The organism is Ruegeria sp. HKCCD6428 (genome assembly GCF_013110595.1).
GTDB lineage: Bacteria > Pseudomonadota > Alphaproteobacteria > Rhodobacterales > Rhodobacteraceae > Ruegeria.
This window is the reverse complement of the sequence record NZ_WVQX01000011.1, coordinates 1-23,015: the sequence shown is the minus strand read 5'-3', so window position 1 is coordinate 23,015 and position 23,015 is coordinate 1. Positions and strand designations below refer to the sequence as shown.

The 23,015-nt window shown below is 58.0% G+C and carries 18 protein-coding genes; 10 read left to right on the top strand and 8 right to left on the bottom strand.

Features of this window, described 5'->3' with window-relative positions; all coding sequences use genetic code 11:
• Nucleotides 1-123 precede the first annotated feature (123 nt).
• The 7 genes from GS620_RS19060 to GS620_RS19030 all read left to right on the top strand — a co-directional run bounded on the left by GS620_RS19060 (nt 124) and on the right by GS620_RS19030 (nt 10,549).
• Nucleotides 124-1,131, top strand: coding sequence for a TAXI family TRAP transporter solute-binding subunit (locus GS620_RS19060; RefSeq protein WP_171119318.1), 1,008 nt, complete (start codon nt 124-126; stop codon nt 1,129-1,131).
• A gap of 80 nt (nt 1,132-1,211) precedes the next feature.
• On the top strand, nt 1,212-3,425 hold the full coding sequence (locus tag GS620_RS19055; protein WP_171169690.1) for a TRAP transporter fused permease subunit: 2,214 nt from the start codon (nt 1,212-1,214) through the stop codon (nt 3,423-3,425).
• Nucleotide 3,426: 1 nt separating this feature from the next.
• On the top strand, nt 3,427-4,665 hold the full coding sequence (locus GS620_RS19050) for an FAD-binding oxidoreductase (RefSeq protein WP_171119316.1): 1,239 nt from the start codon (nt 3,427-3,429) through the stop codon (nt 4,663-4,665).
• A 39-nt stretch (nt 4,666-4,704) separates the two neighbouring features.
• Entirely contained in the window at nt 4,705-5,445 is a 741-nt protein-coding gene (locus GS620_RS19045; protein ID WP_171169686.1) for an aspartate/glutamate racemase family protein, read from the top strand.
• A 163-nt stretch (nt 5,446-5,608) separates the two neighbouring features.
• Nucleotides 5,609-7,786, top strand: a complete 2,178-nt coding sequence (locus tag GS620_RS19040; protein WP_171617419.1) for a Tex family protein — start codon at nt 5,609-5,611, stop codon at nt 7,784-7,786.
• A 172-nt stretch (nt 7,787-7,958) separates the two neighbouring features.
• Nucleotides 7,959-9,356: a bifunctional enoyl-CoA hydratase/phosphate acetyltransferase gene (locus tag GS620_RS19035; protein ID WP_171617418.1), complete on the top strand. Its 1,398-nt coding sequence runs from the start codon at nt 7,959-7,961 to the stop codon at nt 9,354-9,356.
• Nucleotides 9,353-10,549 carry an acetate/propionate family kinase gene (locus GS620_RS19030; RefSeq protein ID WP_171617417.1) on the top strand — a complete coding sequence of 399 codons (1,197 nt, stop codon included), beginning with the start codon at nt 9,353-9,355 and terminating at the stop codon, nt 10,547-10,549. Before GS620_RS19035 ends, GS620_RS19030 begins: the two co-directional genes overlap by 4 nt.
• A gap of 4 nt (nt 10,550-10,553) precedes the next feature.
• On the opposite strand, the gene GS620_RS19025 is transcribed toward GS620_RS19030, so the two are convergent.
• The 5 genes from GS620_RS19025 to GS620_RS19005 form a co-directional block, all read right to left on the bottom strand.
• Nucleotides 10,554-11,321, bottom strand: a complete 768-nt coding sequence (locus GS620_RS19025) for a citryl-CoA lyase (RefSeq protein ID WP_171205160.1) — start codon at nt 11,319-11,321, stop codon at nt 10,554-10,556.
• Nucleotides 11,318-12,502, bottom strand: coding sequence for a CoA transferase (locus GS620_RS19020; RefSeq protein WP_171617416.1), 1,185 nt, complete (start codon nt 12,500-12,502; stop codon nt 11,318-11,320). Before GS620_RS19020 ends, GS620_RS19025 begins: the two co-directional genes overlap by 4 nt.
• On the bottom strand, nt 12,495-14,006 hold the full coding sequence (locus GS620_RS19015; protein ID WP_152460312.1) for a tripartite tricarboxylate transporter permease: 1,512 nt from the start codon (nt 14,004-14,006) through the stop codon (nt 12,495-12,497). The genes GS620_RS19020 and GS620_RS19015 overlap by 8 nt, the downstream gene beginning before the upstream one ends.
• A 1-nt stretch (nt 14,007) precedes the next feature.
• Nucleotides 14,008-14,490 (bottom strand): tripartite tricarboxylate transporter TctB family protein, encoded by a 483-nt coding sequence (locus GS620_RS19010; RefSeq protein WP_152460311.1) that lies wholly within the window; start codon nt 14,488-14,490, stop codon nt 14,008-14,010.
• 65 nt (nt 14,491-14,555) lie between these two features.
• Complete coding sequence (locus GS620_RS19005) at nt 14,556-15,539, bottom strand: tripartite tricarboxylate transporter substrate binding protein (RefSeq protein ID WP_171617415.1); 984 nt, start codon at nt 15,537-15,539, stop codon at nt 14,556-14,558.
• Between the two features lie 107 nt (nt 15,540-15,646).
• Here GS620_RS19005 and GS620_RS19000 point away from each other — a divergent pair, with 107 nt between their 5' ends.
• Genes GS620_RS19000 through GS620_RS18990 form a run of 3 tightly spaced genes read left to right on the top strand, consistent with a single transcriptional unit; the run spans nt 15,647 to nt 18,670 of the window.
• Nucleotides 15,647-16,315 carry a response regulator transcription factor gene (locus GS620_RS19000; protein WP_171169676.1) on the top strand — a complete coding sequence of 223 codons (669 nt, stop codon included), beginning with the start codon at nt 15,647-15,649 and terminating at the stop codon, nt 16,313-16,315.
• Nucleotides 16,305-17,684: a sensor histidine kinase gene (locus GS620_RS18995; protein ID WP_171617414.1), complete on the top strand. Its 1,380-nt coding sequence runs from the start codon at nt 16,305-16,307 to the stop codon at nt 17,682-17,684. Before GS620_RS19000 ends, GS620_RS18995 begins: the two co-directional genes overlap by 11 nt.
• Nucleotides 17,663-18,670, top strand: a complete 1,008-nt coding sequence (locus tag GS620_RS18990) for a substrate-binding domain-containing protein (protein WP_171617413.1) — start codon at nt 17,663-17,665, stop codon at nt 18,668-18,670. The genes GS620_RS18995 and GS620_RS18990 overlap by 22 nt, the downstream gene beginning before the upstream one ends.
• Nucleotides 18,671-18,681: 11 nt before the next feature.
• Here GS620_RS18990 and GS620_RS18985 read toward each other — a convergent pair whose 3' ends face one another.
• From GS620_RS18985 to GS620_RS18975, 3 genes are all read right to left on the bottom strand, one after another.
• On the bottom strand, nt 18,682-19,998 hold the full coding sequence (locus GS620_RS18985; protein ID WP_171617412.1) for an HlyD family type I secretion periplasmic adaptor subunit: 1,317 nt from the start codon (nt 19,996-19,998) through the stop codon (nt 18,682-18,684).
• The gene (locus tag GS620_RS18980; protein WP_371809830.1) at nt 19,998-21,737 is read right to left on the bottom strand and encodes a type I secretion system permease/ATPase; all 1,740 of its coding nucleotides are present in this window, start codon (nt 21,735-21,737) and stop codon (nt 19,998-20,000) included. The genes GS620_RS18985 and GS620_RS18980 overlap by 1 nt, the downstream gene beginning before the upstream one ends.
• A 745-nt stretch (nt 21,738-22,482) precedes the next feature.
• Nucleotides 22,483-23,015: hypothetical protein (locus tag GS620_RS18975; RefSeq protein WP_216597955.1), on the bottom strand; the 533-nt coding region annotated here is incomplete at its 5' end.

Sequence of the window (23,015 nt, the reverse complement as noted above, 5' to 3'; positions counted from 1 at the left end):
TATATAAGCGAAACTTTCGTTTTGTTAAATATAACAAATTTGTATTTATGCTAAAACTCCATAGGCTGAACGGATCAGAATTCGGACAAACCGAATCCAATGATCCACAACTGGGAGCTTACGATGAGATTGATGAAATGCCTGACGGGTTTGGCTTTGGCGGGTGCATTGGCTGCACCGGCGCTTGCACAGGACCCAACCTTTTTCCGCATCGGCACCGGCGGTGCAGGCGGCACTTATTTTCCGATCGGCGGGACCATCGCCAACGGAATTTCGGCCCCTCCGGGCTCACGCCCCTGCGAAGAGGGCGGCCAATGCGGCGTGCCCGGGTTGATCGCGATCGCACAGTCGACAACGGCGTCAGTCTTCAACAATGCCGCCGTGCAAAACGGCGAGCTTGAGGCCGGCCTGGCCGCGGCAGATGTAACCCGTTCGATGTATCTGGGTGAGGGCAAGTTTGAAGGCAAGCCCCACCCGAAACTGCGCATCGTCGCAAACCTGTTCCCGGAAGACCTGCACCTGGTTCTTCCCGCAGGCCAGACGATCAACGATCTGAGTGATCTCAAAGGCAAGCGCGTTGGTATTGCTCAGGCTGGTTCCGGCACGCAGGTGGCCGTGTTGCAAATGCTGGAAGCCTGGGGCGTCAACCGTGACAACATGGATGAGGCCGAGTTGAACAACAGCCAGAGTGCCGAACGTCTGGCCGATGGCCAACTGGACGCCTATTTCTACGCAGCAGGATGGCCGGTTGCCGCAATGGTGCAGCTGTCTTCGACCAAGGGCATGAACCTGCATTCCTTCAGCGATGAAGATTTGGCAAAGATCAACGAGATCATCCCTGCCTATATCCCGTCCGCTATCCCGGGCGGTGTATATGAGGGCATCGATTCCGAAACCAAGACCCCCGCGGTAAGCGCGATGCTGGTTGTTTCATCGGATCTGTCCGAAGATCTGGTCTATCAGCTGACCAAGGCCCTGTGGAACGACAACACGCGCAAGCTGCTGGACAACGGCCACGCAAAGGGCAAGCAGATCACGCCTGACACTGCGCTCGACGGCGTCGAGGCGCTGGGTGTTCCGCTGCATCCGGGTGCCGAGAAATTCTATAAAGAAGCCGGTCTTCTTCAATAACCACACCTGACTGAAACCTGTCGTCGGTGCCCCTTCTTGGGGCACCGCACTCTGGAATTATGCGAAATCGGGGGGCCATCATGTCCGAGACCCAGAAACTTGATGACCACGAACTGACGGCCGAGGAACTGGCGGCCATCGAAGAACAGTTCGACGAAGGCGCCGCTGTCCGGCAGGTCACGCCCACGGCAGGCAAGGTGTTGCGTGTCGTCGCCCTGATCTTTGCATTCTACGAATTCTTCACGGCTGGGTTCGGTCTGCCTGCCGACCACTGGCATATGGGCATCTATCTGGCTCTGCTGTTCATTCTGGTCTACGCCACGATCCCGATTGTCGGGGCCAAAAGCCTCTATGCTCTCAAAGTCAGTCGCTTCCGCATCGGCAACGTCCCTCTTTATGATCTGGTGTTCATGGCGCTTGGTATCATCGCCGCACTTTACGTGGGTTTCGCCTGGCGCGGCATCCCGTTCCTGGGGATCGAGGAACAAACCTTCCGCATGGGCAACCCAAACATCTATGATGTGATCCTCGGCGTCATCATCATCCTTCTGGTATTGGACATTGCGCGCCGCACGCTTGGTTGGGTATTGCCGCTGATCATCTGCGTATTCATCTCATACGCGCTGATGGGCCCCTATTTTCCCGGATTGCTGCAACATCCGGGCGTGAACTTCAAAACCTTCGTATCGTCAATGTACTTTCCGCAGGAAGGAATCTACGGCGTGACGCTTTGGGTCGTTTCGACCATCGTGTTCCACTTTGTCCTGTTCGGTGTGATCGCTCAGCGAACGGGGCTTGGACAATTGTTCATTGATAACGCAACCATTTTGGCGGGTCGCTATACGGGCGGTCCGGCCAAAGTGTCGGTGGTATCCTCGGCCTTCTTCGGCACGATCTCGGGCTCTTCGGTGGCTAACACCGTTTCGACCGGCGCGCTGACAATTCCCAACATGAAGCGCCTTGGATACCCCGGTCACTTTGCAGGCGGGGTCGAGGCCGCGTCTTCGGCCGGTGGTCAGATCACTCCGCCCATCATGGGTGCTGCGGCCTTCATCATGGCCGAGTTCCTCGAGGTGCCCTATACCACAATCGTGATCGCAGCGATCTTTCCGGCGATCCTGCACTATGTCGGCGTCTTTGCCGTGGTGCATCTGATGGCACGCAAGCTGAACCTGCAAGGTCTGGCGAAAGAGCAATTGCCGCAGCTCAAGGCCGTCTGGGCCGAGGGTTGGGCCAATATCGTGCCGCTGATCGGTCTGCTGGTGGTTCTGTTCACTGGATACACGCCCTTCATGTCGGCCTTCTGCGGCATATCTCTGGCGGTGATCGCGGGCATGTCGCGGATCAAGCAACCGCCAACACTGATCTACGCAGCGGCGTTTCTTGCGTTCGTGCTTTGGAAGTTCTCCGACGGTGGGTTCGACCTGTCCATGACGGCGATTCTGTGCGGATTGTCGGTAATCGCCACGCTGAACCCGCAGAAACGGATCGAAGTGCCCGAGATGCTGCAAGCGGTTGAGTTGGGTGTGAAATACTCTCTGGCCGTGGGCGCTGCAGCCGCTGCGGTAGGTATCGTCGTTGGTGTGATCAACACAACCGGTATCGGTTTCCGCATCGGGTTCATGGTTACTCAGGGCGCAGGAAACCTCGCCGCGGACCTTTACAACATGATTTCGTTCGGCAGCTGGCAATTGTTTGCGATGGAAGACCTGCAATTGTTTATCTCGCTGGTCTTCATTGCCATCGTTTGCATCCTGATGGGTGCCGGCATCCCGACCACGGCGCTGTACATCATGCTCGTCTCGGTGGCGCAGCCGGCGCTGGCGCAGTTGGGGGTTCCACCCATCGCCAGCCATCTGTTCGTGTTGTATTACGGCGTGGTCTCCGAGATCACACCTCCGGTCTGTACGTCGGCCTATGCGGCGGCGGCGATTGCGAATTCCAACCCGTTCCGCACCGGGCTGTCCGCCTTTACGCTGGGACTGGGCAAGGTCATCGCGCCAATGGCGTTCGTCTATGCGCCGGTTTTGCTGTTCGTGTCTTCCACCGGGTTCGATCTTTGGGAATTCACCTATACCGCCGCCAGCTGTATTGCCGGTGTCATCGCCCTTTCGGCAGCGGTCGTGGGGTATTGGTTGCAGCCACTCAACCTCGTGTCGCGCATCCTGATGGCCATTGCCGGGATTATCTTCGTGGCGCCCACGCTAACGGCTGACCTGATCGCATTGGCGGTGGCGTCTCCTGTCATCGTCACACAGGTGATCGCCCGCAGCCGATTTCAAGCAACGGTCTGACATGCCTGAACAAGTGACCATCATCGGCGCCGGGATCGTCGGTCTGTGCTGTGCGCTCTCGTTGCAGGAGCGCGGTATTGCCGTGCGTCTGATCGACCGTGGAGAACCGGGGCAGGAGACATCGTTCGGCAATGCCGGTGTCGTCTCGCCCTGGTCGGTCATTCCACAGGCCACGCCGGGTATCTGGAAAACGATCCCCGGGATGCTGTTGGACCCGAAAAGCGCGTTGACCGTCAGACCTTCGTACTGGCCCAGGATGATACCCTGGGGCCTGAGGTTCCTGAAGAATTCAAGCGTGAAATCCGTACGCAATATCTCGGACGCAATGGAGGTGCTGTGCCGCCCTTCGATAGATCTGTACCGAAGACATCTGCAAAATACCGGGCACGAAGACCTTATTGTTGATTCCAACTATATCCACGCGTTTCGCAACCCGGATCAGGCTGACCTGAAAGAACTGGGATATCTGATCCGGCAGGAAAAAGGCGGACATCTAGAGCGGATCGACGGACCGGAATTGCGCCGGATCGAACCTGCGTTGTCCCGAGATTTCAAGGCTGCGATCCTGATCAAGGGACAGGCGCGGGTCACGTCTCCTGGCCGGGTCGGTGCGGTTTTGGCCGACAAGGCCCGTCAACAAGGCGCCGAGTTCGTGCGGACAGAAGTCAAAGAACTAAAGCGCATGGAAGACGGACAATGGCATTTGACCTCGCCGGCCGGCGCGCTTCACGCCGATACTGTCGTGCTGGCCGCCGGGGTTTGGTCTGCCGGGTTGCTGAAACCTTTGGGTTTGCCCGTGCCACTGGTGGCCGAGCGTGGATACCATGTCCAATTCCCGACCCCCTCTGCCAGCCTGGAAAACTCGGTGATGGACGTGGACGCCAAGGTGGTGGCCAGTTCAATGCAGGACGGTCTGCGTGTGGCGGGCACGGCCGAATTCGGCAGCATCGACGCGCCGCCGGATCCACGCAAACAGTCGCTTCTGACCGCACAGGCCCGCGCAATGATGCCGGATCTGAACACCACGGATACACAGTTCTGGATGGGCCGACGCCCGTCTTTTCCCGACAGTTTGCCTGCGATCGGTCCGGTTGAAGGACACAAGGGCCTGTTCACCGCCTTTGGTCATTCCCATTACGGTTTGATGATGGCCCCCAAAACAGGTGAGTTGGTGGCTGACCTGGTGTCAGGGCAACGCCTCAACATCCCATTGGATTCATTCGCCTTGTCGCGATTTTGACGCGCAACAACCACCGTTTCGAAGAAGGATTACCCCGTCATGCCAATCTACCAGGGTGGACAGAATATCTGCGGAGCCTCTATCGGGGTTTTGTGTTTGGAAAGCTATTTTCCCAAACCTCCCGGTCATATCAAGAACCCTTCCAGCCTGCCATTCCCGGTGCTGTACGAGATGATAGATGGCGTCACGGTGCCTACGCTGCTGAACAATCCGACGCCTGATCTTCTGAACCCCTTCATAAAAGGCGCGCAACGGCTTGAGGCTGAGGGCGTGCGCGCCATTACCGGAAGTTGCGGGTTTCTCGCCCTGTTCCAAAAAGAGTTGGCTGCGGCCGTATCGGTGCCTGTCTTCGCTTCGAGCCTGATACAGGTGCCGTTGGCCTTTCACATGACCGGGGCCACCGCACCGGTCGGGGTGATTACAGCAGATTCGTCAGCGCTGACGCAACGCCATTTCGAAGGCGTTGGAGCGGGGGGTGTTCCGGTGGCCGTACAGGGTCTGGAACACACCAGTGAGTTTGCGGAAGTCATCCTGCGCAACGCGCGCACCCGTATGGACACAGATCTGATCGAGGCCGAAGTGCTGGACGCTGCACGCAGGCTGAAGCGCGAAACACCTGAAATACGCTCTGTGGTATTGGAATGCACGGATCTTCCGCCTTATGCAAAACGCATTCAGGAAGACCTGAAACTGCCGGTCTTTGACCTGACGACGCTGGCGCAAATGGCGCACAATGTAGGCGCGCGCACAGGGTATTGCGGGCTGATGCCGTGGGGCTGAGGCCCTTGCAGGCTCGTGTTTTCGTCCGATGGCTCAGACATGTCGAATAGCCGCGAAAACAGTCGCTATTTGCCGATGCTTTTCGACGGACCGGCACATGGGACTTTCCCTTGCTGAAACGGCTGGTTAAGAAGCCCTTCCACTGCCGTTTCAGGAGGCCCCCTTGGACCGTATCGCCCGCACCATAGCCACCGAGATCAATGCACGTCCCGATCAGGTCGGTGCTGCGATCAATCTATTGGACGACGGAGCGACGGTTCCCTTTGTCGCCCGCTATCGGAAAGAAGCAACCGGTGGGTTGGACGACACCCAATTGCGCCTTCTGTCCGAGCGTTTGACCTATCTGCGTGAGCTTGAGGCACGGCGGGAAACCATCCTGAAGTCGATAAAAGAACAGGGGAAGCTGACCGAAGATCTGAGTAAATCGATAGCTCGGGCAGAAACCAAGGCACAGCTGGAAGACATCTATCTGCCTTACAAGCCCAAGCGGCGCACCAAGGCGATGATCGCGCGTGAAAACGGGCTGGAACCTTTGGTCGAAGCCATTCTGGCCGATCGCGATGCGGACCCGGAAACACTGGCCGGGGCATACCTGAGCGAGGCCGTTGCCACCCCTCGTGACGCGCTGAACGGCGCGCGGGACATTCTGACTGAACGATTGACGGAAAATGCGACTCTGCTGGGTGAGTTGCGGGCCTTCATGCAGCGCGAGGCGCTGCTCAGTGCAAGGGTTGTCGACGGGAAAGAAAAGGAAGGCGCCAAGTTCAGTGATTATTTTGACCATTCCGAACGATGGGCGGATGTTCCGTCGCATAGGGCATTGGCAATGCTGCGGGCGTCAAAAGAGGGCATTGTTTCACTTGATATCGCGCCGGAACCGGAGTTCGGGGCAGCCCGGGCCGAATCCATCGTGGCCGCGCATTTGCAGACCCGTGGCCAAGGACCGGGTGATGCCTGGTTGCGCAAGGTGGCCGGGTGGACATGGCGGGTCAAGCTTTCGCTGTCCATGATGGTCGAACTGATGGCCGAACTACGCAGTCGGGCACAGGACGAGGCAATTCAGGTCTTTTCACGCAACCTCAAAGACTTGCTGTTTGCTTCTCCGGCGGGTGCCAAGGCCACTTTGGGCCTCGATCCCGGCATCCGCACCGGCGTGAAAGCGGCGGTGGTTGACGCAACGGGCAAGGTCGTGGCCACTGACACGTTATATCCCTTTCAACCCAAAAACGATTTGCGCGGAGCGCAGGCTGCCATCCTGAATCTGATCTCGGCCCATCAGATCGAACTGATCGCCATCGGAAACGGAACAGCGAGCCGGGAAACCGAACGGTTGGTTGCAGATACGCTGGCTCTGCTCCCCAAGGCGGTAAAAGCGCCGACCAAGGTGGTAGTGTCCGAAGCCGGGGCTTCGGTCTATTCCGCGTCGGAGATGGCAGCACGAGAGTTTCCCGATCTGGACGTTTCGCTGCGTGGGGCGGTGTCCATCGCCCGGAGGCTGCAGGACCCTTTGGCAGAACTGGTCAAAATCGAACCGAAATCCATCGGCGTCGGGCAATATCAGCATGACGTTGACCAGCACCGCCTGTCGCAATCCCTGGATTCCGCGATCGAGGATGTCGTGAACGCGGTCGGGGTTGACCTGAACACGGCCTCTGCACCTTTGCTTGCGCGTGTTTCGGGGCTGGGCCCCGCGCAAGCCGAAGCCATCGTCGCTCATCGTGATCTGAACGGGCCGTTCCAATCGCGCAAGGACCTGTTGTCCGTTGCCGGGCTGGGGCCGCGTGCCTTTGAACAATGCGCCGGGTTTCTTCGCGTAAGGGACGGCGCCGAACCGCTTGATGCGTCGTCGGTGCACCCCGAAGCCTATGAAGTCGCCCGCCGCGTCGTGTCGGCCTGCGGGCGGGATATCAGGCACATCATGGGCCATGAGGGGGCCTTGAAAGGCTTGCGGGCACAACAATTCGTAACCGAAGATTTCGGCCTGCCCACGGTTCTGGATATCTTTGCCGAGCTTGAGAAACCCGGACGAGACCCCCGGCCCAGCTTTGTCACGGCCACTTTCGCGGATGGCATCGAAGAGATAACCGATCTGAAGCCCGGAATGGTTCTTGAAGGCACCGTGACAAACGTGGCGGCCTTTGGGGCCTTTGTGGATGTGGGCGTTCATCAGGACGGTCTGGTTCACGTCAGCCAGTTGGCCGACCGCTTCGTCAAGGACCCGCACGAGGTTGTCAAGGCCGGGCAAGTCGTGAAAGTGCGCGTTGTCGAGGTGGATGTACCCAGAAAACGGATCGGGCTTTCGATGCGCAAACAGGGCGGCGGCGGAAAGCGGCGCGCTTGATCTGCAATCTGCACATTATCCGGGCGTAACGACATGAAGGCGTTACCCGCCGGAAATAGCGTGCAGACCGATACGGGCAGCCGGCATGCGTTGTTTTCATTGCGCGCTGAACTGGGTATCAGCAAGAGAGTTCTCAGCGTCGCCAATCGGATCGAAATGGAAACGACAGTTCATGCAGTACCACAACACGCCTTACGACAAGCTTCAGGTCGGTGATACTGCCGAGCTGGCCCGCACGTGCTCGGTCGATGATTTCTATGTGTTCGCCAACAATTCCGGCAACCACAATCCGCTTCATCTGGCCAGCGAAGACGGCGACGGCGACCACATCAACGAAGCGGTTGCCCCTGCCATGTTCGTGGGGGCCCTGATCTCGGCCGTTTTGGGGAACGTTCTGCCGGGGGCAGGGACGCTCTATAAATCGCAGCGATTTGATTTTGTGGAAAGGGCGCATGCCGGTGATGAGCTGGTATCCAAAGTCACCGTTCTGGAAAAGCGACCAAACCGGGAGGTTGTCTTTGAAACGGTCGTTACGCACCCATCGGACGGTGCCGTGATCGTCAGCGGGCAGGCCGTCGTGATCGCGCCGGAGAAAGAGATGGTGTTCGCCGAGTTGGATTTGCCCGGGCTGGTGGTGAAACGTCATCGTCACTTTGATGCCATGCTGGAAAAGGTGCGCCCGCTGCCGCCCATGCCGACTGCCGTTGTGGCCCCAGAAGAGCCCAATGCCTTGGGTGGGGCGCTGCTGGCCGCGCATGAGACGATCATCACACCCATTCTGATCGGTGACCCGGACAAGATAGCGAACGCGGCCGCCGAAATCGGAGCGTCGTTGGATGGGATTGAAATCATACCGCAGAGGGATCACGTCGGTGCGGCCCATGCGGCGGTCGACCTGGTTGCAGAAGGTCGTGCGAAAGCGCTGATGAAAGGGCATCTGCATACGGATGAATTGCTGAAGGCTGCGCTCAGGCGTGAAAACGGCCTGCGCACCGGCCGCCGCTTTACCCATGTCTTTGTCATGGACGTGCCCGGACAACCCAGACCTTTGTTGGTGACGGATGCGGCGATCAATATCGAGCCGGACCTTGAAACCAAGATTGATATTGTCCAGAACGCAATCGACCTGGCCCTGTCTCTGGGGATCGAAAACCCCAGGGCGGGTGTTCTGTCTGCCATCGAAACCGTCAATCCGGCGATCCGATCCTCGGTTGATGCGGCTTTGCTGTCGAAAATGGCGGAACGCGGTCAGATCAAGGGCGGGCTTGTGGATGGCCCGCTTGCCATGGACAATGCCGTTAGCCTTGCGGCTGCGCGTTCCAAGGGGATTGTGTCGGATGTCGCGGGCAAAACCGATATTCTGGTGGTGCCAAATCTGGATGCCGGGAACATGATGGCCAAGCAGCTGACCTATATCGCCAATGCAGAAGGGGCCGGTCTGGTCATGGGGGCCAAAGCTCCGATCATTTTGACCAGCCGCGCCGATGACGACAAAGCCCGGCTGGCATCCTGTGCCGTGGCGGCACTGCACGAAGCCTTTTCCTTACCGCGCACCGGAGCACCCGCATGACACATGTCGTGACACTGAACGCTGGATCGTCTTCCATGAAATTTGGTCTGTTCGAGCTGACCGATGACGATCCGATCATGGTGTGCACCGGCGCGGTCGAGAGGATTGGAGAGCCAGAGCCGTTTGTCAAGGCGAAGTCTTCCGACGGAAGTGTCCTTGCTAGCGGTACCGCCGGAGAAATACGCGATCACGCCGCAGCGCTGGACTGGGTTTTGAACCTGCTTGCGCGCTCATTTCCAAACAGCGACGTGACTGCGGTCGGGCATCGTGTTGTCCACGGTGGACCTGACATCGACGCTCCGGTGCCATTGACCAAGGCGTCCATTCAAGAGCTGGAAAAGCTGTCGCCATTCGCGCCTTTGCATCAGCCGCACAATCTGGCCGGAGCCAGGGCCGCGATGGAACGTTTTCCGAATGCGGTTCAGATCGCCTGTTTCGATACGGCCTTTCACCGCAATCATCCGTGGGAGAATGACGTTTTTGCCTTGCCGCGCGAGTATTACGACAAAGGTGTTCGGCGTTATGGCTTTCACGGGCTCAGCTATGAATTCATTTCGGATCACATGGCAAAGACAGCGCCGCTTTTGCACGAAGGGCGCGTGGTCGTGGCCCATCTGGGTAATGGTGCATCGATGTGTGCGATGATTGGAGGGCGTTCCGTCGGATCGACCATGGGGTTTTCGGCACTGGACGGGCTGCCGATGGGGTCACGCTGTGGTCAACTTGATCCCGGCGTGGTCCTGTATCTGATGGACCAGGAAGGGCTGAGCGCTGACGAAATCTCAGACCTGTTGTTCCGGAAATCTGGGCTGTTGGGCCTGTCCGGGCTGTCCAACGATATGCGTACTCTGGAAAAGGCGGACACACGCGAAAGCCGACAGGCGATCAGCTATTTCACCTTCCGTATCCGGCGCGAGCTTGGCGCGATGGCGGCCATTCTCGGCGGTATCGACGCCTTGGTGTTTACCGGTGGGATCGGAGAAAACTCACGTCTGGTGCGTGACCGGGTGTGCTCTGGGATGGGATGGCTGGGCATCGAGCTCAATCCTGACGCAAATGCGGACAATGACCGGATCATTTCAACCGATCTGTCCCGCGTCGTGGTGATGGCAATCCCGACCAATGAAGAACTGGTCATTGCCCGTGCGGCGGCTGACCTGTTGGCCAAACGCCCACGGCTCAGAACTGCCTAGCGATCTACGTTTCGACATAGGTCCAGCGATAGGCAGGCGGGGTCGGTCCCTTGTTCCGGCCGCCTTGCTGCATCTGTTCCCACGCATGGGCCAGAATGCCAACAGATCTGGATAGGCAAAACAGACCGCGTGCCAGTGGGGGCGCAAAGCCCAACTCGGCATAGATCACCGCGGTGGCACCATCTATGTTCATTGGAACGGGCTTCCCCTTGCGCCGGGCCAACTCTGCTTCGATCGCCTGCCCGATCTGTAGGAACTGACCATCGCAAGCCCCGTCCATCACAGCATCACGGACCAACGCCATCAGACGTGGTGCGCGCGGATCCGTTGGCGTGTGGAAACGATGGCCAAAACCCGGCAATATCTTTCCTTCACGCTCGATCCACTCGTCCAGCGTTTGATCCAACCGGCCAGGATGTTGCGCCACGAAATGGTACAGCATAACCGCTTGCTCGCCAGCCCCGCCGTGAATATCCCCCAACATGTTCACAGCGCTCGCCATCGCGTTGTTCAGGGGCAGCCCGCAGGTCACGGCCATGCGCGCCGTTGCGATGGAAGGGGCCTGAGGTCCGTGGTCCACGGCGGCGACCAGCGCGGCCTCGAACAACCGGGCATGCGCCCCAGATGGTCGGTCGCCACGAACTATGAACCAGATCATCTCGCTGAAACTGAGATGTCCGATCAAACTCTGAATCGGCTCTCCGCGCAGGTCGATCCGGCCCGGTTCCATATCGATGATGGAAGTCGTCCACCAATCGGACACATCGCTCATATGATGCCTTCCTTGCTCAAAGCGTCAATTTCCGCGCCGGACAACCCAATTTCAGACCAGATCGCGTTATTGTCTGCCCCAAGTTCAGGCGGCGCGGTTTGGGGCATTTGCCGTTCGCCGTCCCTGACAATAGGGCTGCCTGCAAGTTTCATGTCTTCGCCCTGCACCCGCAAAGACCCGATCAGGCCGCGACCGGCAAGCTGTTCGTCATCAAGCGCCTCGGGCACGGTCAATACCTGCCCGGCCGGCACTCCGATTGCGTTGAGTTCGCTGACCCAGTCTGATGCCGCTCTGGTCCGCAAGGTCTCCTCCAGCGCCGCGCGCAGGGCGTGGCGATTGCGCTTGCGGTCTTCGCGCGTTTCATAGTCCGGGTGGGCCAGCAGGTCTTGCCGGCCCAGATGCCGGGCCAGTGCCTGCCACTGTTCGTCGCGGTTGGCGGCAATGTTGATGGGCGCGTCAGAGGTTGCAAATGTTCCTGATGGCGCTGACGTCGTGTTTTCGTTGCCATGGGCCCCGGGAATGGCACCGGCGATCAGATAGTTCGACACGACCCAACCCATTGTCGAGATCACGGCTTCGGACATTGCCACATCCAGATAGGCCCCGCGAGGATCCGCGTTCAGGGCGGCGGACACTGCAAAAGCGGCCGTCACCCCACCGATCGTGTCCGCCAAAGGATAGCCAACGCGATAGGGTGCGGTGTCAGGACCGCCGGTGACAGACATCACGCCACTGATACCCTGCACGATCTGGTCATAGGCCGGATCGCCTCGGCGCGGGCCATCCTGACCGAACCCGCTTATAGCACAGTAAATCAGGCTGGGGTTCACATCGCGCAAGACGCCATACCCAAGTCCAAGCCGATCCATCACACCGGGGCGAAAGTTCTCTACCAATACGTCGGCCGTCTGTACAAGGCGTTTCAGAAGCGCCTTGCCCCGTTCTGATTTCATGTTGAGCGTGATAGACTTCTTTTCAGCATTCTGCGCCAGAAAGCTGACGCCCATACCGGCCTTGTTTCTGGCAGGATCAGTACCCAGAACGCGGGCAAGGTCGCCACCGTCAGGGCGTTCGACCTTGATCACTTCGGCGCCCATGAGCGCCAGTTGATAGCAGCAATACGGACCCGCGAGGACATTCGTCAGATCGAGAACCCGTATTCCTGCCAATGGCTCAGTCACCGTCGGCAACCCCTGCGGCCCGGGCACGCGCGCGGCGTGCGCGATAGCTGGGCAACAGCACCAGCAGCACCGCGACAACAAGCAGACCCAGCGTCATTGGACGTTCCCAGATGAAAGCAATACCGTCATAGAGCTGCATCGAGCGGGCAAAGTTGTCCTCCATCATCCCCCCGAGGATGAAACCGATCAGCAGCGGCGCAAGCGGGTAGTCGGCAAATTTCAACGCCGTGGCGCAAACACCGAAGCCAACAAGAATCAAAAGCTCGGTCGCATTGTTCTGCCCGATATAGGCCCCCATCAGAGTGAAGAACAAAATGAAGGGGATCAGGTAATTGCGCGGAACCGAGAGAACCTTTGCGATATATGGGATCAGCGGCAGGTTCAGGATCAGCAGAACAAGGTTGCCAATGAACATTGACATGATGACGGCCCAGAATATCTGCGGCTCGTCCAGCATCAGCCGTGGGCCGGGTGTCACGTTCAGGGCAATCAGTGCGCCAAGCAGGATCGCGGTGGTGCCGGACCCGGGAATGCCCAGTGTCAGCAGCGGCACGAAAGAACCGGTACATGCCGCGTTGTTCGCCGTTTCGGGCGCAGCCAGACCTTTTATTGACCCTTTGCCGAATTCGTCCTGTTCCTCTTTCGGGGCAATGTTGCGCTCGACCGCGTAGCCGAGGAAGCTGGCAATCGTTGCCCCCGCACCGGGCAGAACCCCGATGAAGAAGCCCTGTACAGATTGGCGGCCGATCACCGGTGCGATGGCCTTGGCTTCACTGCCTGTGATGCGCAGGTCCTTGATCTCGCCGTCATCCCCCTGAAGGTTTTTGGGTTTGAGCACCAGAAACAGCGCTTCGGGCAGGGCGAACATGGCCATGGCAAGCGTGATGAAGCCAAAGCCCGATTGCAGATCCATGATACCCATTGTGAAACGCGGCAGGTTGAACAATGCACCTTCACCGACCGTTGCCATGATCAACCCAAGTAGCGTCATGATGACGGCTTTGGCCACTTGACCGGTGCCTGCGAAGGCTGCGATTGCCGACAGGCCCACGACCATAAGCGCGAAATATTCGGCCGAGTGGAACAGCAGTGCCACCGACGACAGAGCAGGGGCAAAGACCATCAACAAAATGGCTCCGATCGTACCGCCGGCAAAACTTGCAATAGCTGCAACAGTCAACGCTTTGCCCGCTTTGCCCTGGCGGGCCATCGGATAGCCGTCGAAACTGGACGCAACAGTGCCCGCGACCCCCGGCGCGTTGAGAAGGATCGAAGATGTCGAACCGCCAAAGATGGCGCCGTAATACACTCCGGCCAGCAGGATCAGCGCTGCGGACGGGTCGCCCATGGAAATCGCGACCGGGATCATGATGGCGATGATCGACATCGGCCCAAGACCCGGAAGCATGCCGATGAACGTGCCGATCAGGCACCCTGCGATCACCATCAGCAGGTTTTGAATTGAAAACGCCGTTTGCAGACCGATCAGAAGTCCTTCGAGCATGTCAGCCTCCGAAAATGCCCGGCAATGGGCGCATGTAGATGCCAAGAACTTCCTGAACCAGATACCAGACCGCGCCTGTGGCGATCAGCGCGACGGGTAGCATGACGTGCCATTTGCGCTCACCCAGAATGAAAGACCCGAGGATCAGAAAGGCCGAGGTCGAGATCAGAAACCCAACAGGGCGCAGGCAAAGCGCGTAAATCACCATCAAGGCCAGCAACATAAGTGCTTGATCAAGGTGGTATTCCCCCAGCCGCCGGTAATCGATATCGGCTTCCTTTGGTTCCGCCTTTTCAAAGCCCAGCAAAATGATCGTGGTGGTGACGACACCCAGAACCGACAGCACTTTGGGGAAGGTGCTGGGCCAGATCGGGTTTCTCTGCATGAAAGGGGGCAGGCTGCCGTCCATCGTGAACCAGGCGGCGTAGCCATATGTCAAACACACACCCAGAAGAATGAGCGCGATCCAGCGATCCAGCGCCATGAGAGCCCTCCCTGTTCCTGTTCGTGGGAAGGCAGAGCGGCGGATCCGCTCTGCCGAAAATGGACTTAGAGGAAGCCCAGCTTTTTCATCAGATCGCCGATCTGCTGTTCCTGCTGCTCCAGGAACGTCTGGAAATCTGCGCCCGAGTTGTGGATGTTGACCCAACCATTGCGTGCACGAACCTCTTCCCATTCCGGGGTGTCGTACATCTTGGCAATCGCTTCCTGGTAGGCGGCCAGTTTTTCTTCGGGCAGGCCGGGGGCCGCGAAGAAGCCGCGCCAGTTCACGAAAGTGGTATCAATACCCTGTTCCTTCATCGTCATCGCGTCAGGAGCCGCATCAACGCGCTCATCGGATGTCACGCCGATAATCTTGACTTCACCCGCATTCGCCAGATCGACCGCTTCCGAAAAACCGGTGGACAAGGCGGCGATTTCGCCCGACAGCAAGGCCGCCATGGCTTTGCCGCCCGCATCATAGGGGATGTATTTCACGCCAAGCGCATCCTTGCCCGCTGCTTCCATCACCATCGCGGCGACCAGATGGTCCATGCCGCCGGGAACCGAGCCGCCACCGATCGCTGTGCCGCCTGGGTCCGCATCAAAAGCGGCAAGCAGATCCGCCATCGAGTTGATCGGGCTGTCTTTGCCTACAACGATCGCGGCATAGTCGCCGATAGTGCCCGAAACCAGCGTCAGATCGCGGAAGTTGTGAGGAAATACACCGGTCAATGAGCGGATCACGATCGGCGTAGAATTCACCATCAGAGTGCCATGGTTGCTGTCGGCATTTTCAATCAGATATCCAATGGCTTTGCCACCACCGCCGCCCGACATGTTTTCGTATGACGCCGTGCCGACAAGGCCAGCTTTTGTCAGCGCTTCGCCCGTGCCGCGCGCGGTTCCGTCCCAGCCGCCACCGGCGCCTCCGGGGATCAGAAAGTGAATGCTGTCCACGACCTGATGGCCATCAGCCGAAGCCGGCCCTGTCAGGCCAATTGCGGCCACAGCTGCGATCAGGGCGCGACGGCCCAGTGTGAATGTCGTCATGATGTCCTCCCATTTGACAACCAGCCGCATGGCGGCTCAGATTGGGTGGAACAAAAACACATCAACCTGACATCAACCTGTCACGCACGAAAAATAGCAAAAATCCCATGAAATTCCTTCTTGTGGAAGACAATCTTGATCTGGCGAACGCCATCTGTTCGCGCATGAGGTTAGACGGCCATGTGGTTGATCATGCGTCTAAATTGGACGAGGCGACCGCCTTTACCGAAACTCAGGAATACGACCTTATTCTGTTGGATATCATGTTGCCGGATGGGGACGGGCGCGACTTTCTCAAACGGCATCGCGCAGGTCATCTGGACACACCCGTGATCGTTTTGACCGCACGCAGCCAGGTTTCGGATCGAATCGGTTCGCTGGATCTGGGGGCCGACGACTATGTCACCAAACCGTTCGACCACGCCGAACTTGAGGCCCGCTGCCGCGCCGTTCTGCGTCGCAAATCCGGGAATTCCCGGACAACGATTGAAGTGGGCGGAATAATCTTTGATCCATTGGCAGGTCATCTGACCGTAGGGGATGAGACTGTTTCGTTGCGCAACCGGGAACTGCGCCTTCTGGAACTGTTCATCAGCGCGCCTGGTCAGGTTTTTTCGAAACAGAAACTGACCGACCGGCTTTTTTCTTATGATGACGATGTCTCGGACAATGCAATCGAGGTTTACGTTGGCCGCCTTCGCAAACATCTTGAACCGTCGGACTTGAAGATCACCACGCTTCGCGGACTGGGATACAGGCTGGATCATGCCTCCTGATCTCCCTCCTGATCCCTATGTGTCAGGATCGCTTCGGAACAGGCTGGTCCTGACTTTGATCGGTGGTGCCGCGATATTGGCGTTTCTTCTGTTTATCGCGGTTCGCAACTATGCCGCACAGGTCGCGCAGCAAGGGCAGGACAACATCCTTGGGGCGTCGGTCACCTCAATTCTGGACGCGGCTGCCTTGCGCGACGGTCAGTTGGAGGTTGATATTCCCTATGCAGCCTTCGCCATGCTCAGCACACCGTCCGACGACCGGGTTTTTTACGCGATTTTTCAGGATGGCGCGTTTCTGTCAGGATATGAAGATCTGCCGCCGGCCACAGGGCAATTCGACGGAAAGTGGAGCTTTCAAACCAGTCGGATAAGGGGTGAAACCATACGCCAGGTCAGTGCTCGGCGGACCCTGGTGGGCCTGAACAAACAAACCGTTATCGAGGTCGCGTTGGGCCAAACACAGGATGCGCTTGCGGAAACTCTCGACCAGATTTCACGCAACGCGGCGATTTTGGGCGTCGGGTTCTTTGCCCTTGCCGCTGCGCTGTCGTTCTGGGCCACCTCGTCCACGATTGGCCAATTGAACAGGCTTACGACCTCTGTCACCCGGCGCGGTCCACAGGACCTGAGCCCGTTCAAAAAGCCCGTACCCCGCGAAATGGCGCCTTTGGTGGCGTCATTGAATTCTTTGATGGGGCGACTGGATCAGTCATTGAGCCAATCGGAGGATTTCATCGCCGAAGCCGCCCACCGGGTGCGCACCCCTTTGGCAACCGTTCGATCTTATGCCGATGCCACGTTGCAGAGGGTTGAAAAGGAAGAAAATCGCGAAGCATTGCGCTCAATGGTGCGGGCGATTGATGAAAGCTCGCGCGCGGCGGGGCAATTGCTGGATCATGCGATGATCACGTTCCGCGCCGATCATCTGGAGCGCGAAGACATTGATCTCAATGCTTTGGTCCGTGATCTGGTGCAGCGTCTCACGCCAATCGCCGAGATGAAGGACTTGTCGCTTTCCCTGAGTGGCGATCCAAAGGTTTCCTACTCGGGTGATCCGATTCTTATTCAAAACGCTGTGCGCAACATGATCGACAACGCTCTGAAGTATGCCCCAGCGGACAGTGTCGTACGCATCGAGGTTGTTTCGGAGCCACGCATTCAGATAATTGTCAAAGACCTTGGGCCGGGGTTTCCTCCTGACGAGATCGGCACTTTGACGCGCCGTTTTGAGCGCGGGAAGAACGCAAGCGGAACCATCGGATCCGGATTGGGCCTTACAATCGTTCAGGACGTGGCATCTGCGCATGGTGGCTCACTGGAATTGACCAATCGGCAGGAGGGCGGCGCGTGCGTTATCTTATCGCTTTGATTTTCTTCAGCCTTCCTGTCGTTGTTGCCGCCCAAACCTGGGAGGACAGGCAGGTTTTCAACGCCTCGGCAAATGAGGCGCATCTACGCGTGATCTCAAGCACGGACACCTTTCTGTTCGAACCCTTGATTGCGGGTTTCATCGAAGAAAACCCCGGTATCTCTGTCGAATACCTGGTGACCGGCACCGCAGATATCGACCGAATAGTCCGCGCCGCGCCGGAAGACTTCGATGTTGTCATATCCAGCGCGATGGATCTGCAACTGAAGCTGGCAAACGACGGTTTCGGGCGTATCATCGACGACATACCGCTGCCATCCTGGGCCCAATGGCATCAAAGCCTGTTCGCGTTCACATCGGAACCGGCGACAATCGTGATTAACCGCGCGGCCTTTGCCGGCGGCCCCATCCCCGAGACCCGGCAACAACTAATCGAAATCCTTCGTTTTCGTCCCGATGATTTCAGGGGCCGTGTGGGCACCTATGACATCCGTCAATCCGGTCTGGGTTATCTGTTCGCAACGCAGGATGCCCGCGCGTCCGAGACGTATTGGCGGCTTATGGAGGTGATGGGTGGATTGGACGTACGCCTGTACTGTTGTTCGGCGGATATGATCGATGACCTCGTCAAAGGTGAGATTGCAGTGGCTTACAACGTTCTGGGCAGCTACGCCGAAGCCCGCGCCGGAAGCAAGGACACGGTGGAAATCATTCTGCCGTCGGATTTTCAGACGACCATGATGCGCACGGCCATGGTGCTGAATGGCACCCCGCAACCGGACGCCGCCACGTCTTTTCTCAAACACCTGATTTCCAACCAAACCAAACGGGTAGGCGACCCCGTTACCTTGCCGCCCTTGGCCCCGCACGAAACTGGCACCGATCGCGAAATGATTGGACTGGACCCGGGGCTCATGACATTTCTGGACAGGCTGAAACGCCACCGTTTTCTGGCTGAATGGGAAAACGCGGTCATCCAGCGATAACCGCGTCCGCATCATTCGCGAAACGCGCGGTTGAAGTAGTCTGCCATCGGTTTCACAAGATAGGACAACGGTGTGCGTTCGTCGGTCTTGATCAGTGTCTCAACCGGCATACCCGGCAAAAGCTCCTGGCCGTTGAGCCGGTCGATCTCACCGTCGTTCAGCACCACTTCGGCGCGGTAAAAGGTGAAACCGGACTGTTCATCCGTGAACGTATCCGCCGAGACATTGTTGACCTGTCCTTCGAGTTCGGGCGTTTCGCGCTGATTGAACGCCGGAAAGCGCAGGGCAACGGATTGCCCGACATGCAACTGATCCACATGGATCGCATCCACCCGCGCTGCCACCAACAGCGGCGTGTCCTGCGGAACCACATACATCATGGGTTCGCCCGGCTGGATGACCGATTGCAGGGCAAAAACTTGACTGCCGTAAACCGTTCCGCTGACAGGTGCGCGAATTTCAAGCCTGGCCAGACGTTCCGCCAGGGACAGGCGCCGTTCCCACAGCTCTGCCACCTGCGCCTGAACGTCCCGCAAAGTGGTGATCGCTTCTTCCCGCCGGGTCGCGGTCAGTTCGACAATCTTGATCTCGGTTGATGCAATCTGTCCCTTCAGGCGCGCAACGGAGGCTTCAAGTTTGCCGATTTCGCCTATCAGACTGGCTTCTTCGCGTTGCAGCGCCAGCACGCGGCTGTTTTGTGTCAGACCCCTGCTCAACAGGCTTTGCTGATCCTTCAACTCCGCCTCGATCAACTCTGTCTGGCGGCGCAACGAGACCAACTGAGCCTGCGTGCCTGCGATCTCGCTTTCTATCTGAACCAACTGTTTGCGCAGTTGTTCGTCCTGCTTGGACAGCGTTTCCAGCCGGGCATCGAACAGGTTCTGTTGCCCTGCAATCAGGTCCGGATCGATATCGTATTCTTTTTGAACCTCAGCCAGGCGCGCGGCCAATTCTTCGGATGTCAGGCCATCCCGCTCGGCCTCCAGCCGGGCACGGCGGGCCAGCAGATCAAAGAGTTGAGATTCTACGATCGTCTGTTCCGAAGACAGAAATGTGTCATCCAACCGCAAAAGCAAATCGCCCGAGGCAACCGTATCACCGTCGCGCACGAAAATCTCGCCGACCACGCCGCCGTCAGGATGTTCAACGACCTGACGGTTGCTTTGAACTTCGATGACGCCCGAAGATACAATTGCCCCGGCCAGCCGCGTTTTCACGGCCCAAAGACCCAACCCGCCGACCAGAATGCCAAGGGCAAGAAATCCCACCAGCGCAGGTATTTTGATGCCCCAGACGGGGACGGGTGTCCTGGTTGATTTTTTCGCCATTATTCACCTACGGGGCTAAGCTTGCGCTTAATCGCGCCCGCATTCTGGACCATTGCGTTCAGAACCTCGTCGCGACTGCCAAACCTCACCACCTGGCCTTTTTCCACAACAGCAAGATCGTCACATTCCGAAATGGCCTGCGGGCGGTGCGTCATGATGATGGCGGCCTTTCCCGCTTCCTTGAGGCCGCGCACGGCAGCATTCAAAGCTTCGGTGCCATCTGCGTCGAGGGCCGAGTTCGGCTCGTCCAAAATGAGAAGGACCGGGTCGCCGTACAACGCACGGGCCAACGCAATACGCTGTTTCTGACCGCCCGACAACTGACTGTCATTGCCTTCAAGGAAAGTGCCGTAGCCCTTTTCCAATGACAGGATCAGTTCGTGCGCCTTGGCCTTCTTGGCCGCCGCAACCACCGCTTCTGAATCCGGGTTTTCCGACATCCGCGCAATATTTTCAGCAACGGTTCCGTTGAACAGGGTCACCTGCTGCGGCAAGTATCCTATATGGCTGCCCAGATCGTTGGGATCGTATTGGTCCAACGTGGCGCCGCCCAACCGGATCTCGCCAGCCGCCGGTCTCCAAAGCCCAAGCAGAGCCTTGGCCAGGGTCGTCTTGCCCGACCCACTTTTCCCGATCACACCAAGCGCCTTTCCCGGTTCCAGTTTCAGGTTAACGTTCCGCAGTGTTGGCGCAGTGGCACCCGGAGGGATTACCGTCAGGGATTTGGCTTCCAATTGGGATTTGGGGATCGGCAAACGAATCCGCTGTTCCTCTGGCGGCGTCTGGTCCAGAAACCGGTTCAACGAACTCCAGGCCGTGCGTGCCCGTTCGACCAAACTCCATTGGCCGACAGCCTGTTCCACCGGGGCCAAGGCACGTCCCAAGAGAATCGAGCCCGCAATCATCGCCCCGGGCGTCATTTCGTTTTGTAGTACCAACCACGCGCCCAAAGCCAGCATGGCAGATTGCAGGAAAAGCCGAAGCGATTTCGTCAGCGATGTGAAGCTACCAGTCCAGTCACTGGCGGAAATGCTTTGACGCAAAGCTTCGGAACGCTGGTTCAACCACCGCCTGGTCACGTCCGCCTGCATTCCCTGAGAGCGCACAACCTCTGCTGCTTGCCTTGCGTGTTCGGAAAAGGCATTCGCCCGAGCCGCCGCGGATTGTGCCTCGGCCACCTTACGGCTGGTCAGGGCCTGGTTGAGCAATGCGATCACCACAAGCAGCACGCCACTTGCAACGGCCAACCAGCCAAGCAGTGGATGAAAAATGAAAATTGCCCCCAGGAAGACAGGCGTCCAAGGAATATCCATAACTGCAAGCAACACGGGCGAAGAGCACAAGGTGCGAATGGCCTCGAGATCCCGCAGTGCAGTTGCCGGAGCCGATCGCACCTTGGGCACCAGAGACCGACGCATTGTCGCTTCGAACACACGTTCATCCAGCTGTGACTGGAACCGTGCACCAAAGCGGGCAACGATGCGACCGCGTGCATAGTCCAGCATAGCCATCAGCGCATAAAGCAACGCAACAAGCAAAAACAGTGCTGTCAGAGTTTCAACTGCCCGTGAACCAAGAACCCGATCATATACTTGCAGCATGAACAGCGGACCTGTCAGCATGAGCAGGTTGACGAAGATGCTGAACAAAAACGCCAAGGCCAGAAAGGCAATGCCCTGATTGCGCACGTTGCGCAATTCATGGCGAGGGGCCGCTGATAGGCGGTGTTGAGGTTTCACAGTTTACAATCCACATCATTCGGACAGGCATCGCCGCATTTAGAAAGTTAGTTCAGCATTGCCAAGTTTGCACATGTTTTTTTGAGCAAGAAACCGCAGACAGCGGGCTGGAAGAAGCACTTTTTGGCCAACGTCGCAAAGACTGTCTCAACGTTTGAACGCGGTGGTTCCGACGCACAGTAACTATGCGGTCGCGGCCCAAAGCACCTGACCAGTTCCGAGGTCTGGGCTAACGCAAGGTCAGGTTGTCGGCGACGGATACGCCAATGATGGCCCACACGATGCGCATCAGGTGATGACTGATTGCAAAGCCTGGATCAGCGCCCGAGATCGAAATGAGAGCACCTATTCAGGCCGCCCAGAAGATGCGCATTCGCGCATTTCAGCAGCGCGACCGCACAGACTATCAGGGCCAATAGGACAAACGAGTAATACCTCCTCGCAAAGATGTTTGGAGTATCACCGTGATCGATCGCGGAACTTCACGCGGCACACTATGGGTTTAAGATGTTGCCAGAACTGCCTGGAAACACCGGTGGTTGCTTGCTGGCGGCAGGGTATGTTGCTACGGCTCCGCTCAAACCTTGGCGATTTGCTTTCACTCTGCTGTTTGGTTTGACAGAGCTGACAAGGCGGGACTGCAGGGCCGGGACACCGATCGAAATCGCAAACCTATTCGCCGATCTACGCCAGAAACGGCACCGTCAGTTTAACCGAACGGGCCGCCTCCAGCGCCAAAGGATCTTTAAATCCAAAAGCTGTCTTCGTCCAAATGGGGTGTAAGTGTCGGACTGGCCTCGTCATCCTTGACGTCCAAGTTCCCACTCAATACGGCGGCCAATGAGTCTTCGGAAACGTTAAGCGCCCCGTCCTGAGCCTGATGCAAGTTCACCAGTATGTAGTCGTCTTCTACGTCTTCGGGAGCCTCAAGGTCAGGGACGAACTTTAGAATATCGACCGTTTCATCCCAATCCGACACACCCAAAACTTCTTCGCCCATCGGCGTTTTCTGATCGCCTTCAGTAAACCGAGCGAGTTTGGGCAATCCGTATCCCACTGTCCCACTGCCATCGATATCAAAGCCATAGAAAGTTTCGACCGCGACCACGTCAGGGACGGTGTTGGAACTGACATATACACCATTGGAATCCGTGACCCATTCACCGTAAGTTCCGTCCGAATTCTTCCACAATACCCGGTAGCCGCCACCTGAAGCCTCGGCGTGAATGGCCTGCCAGCCGGAGAAGCTGTTCGGTCCGACAGTGGCGTTGTTGAATG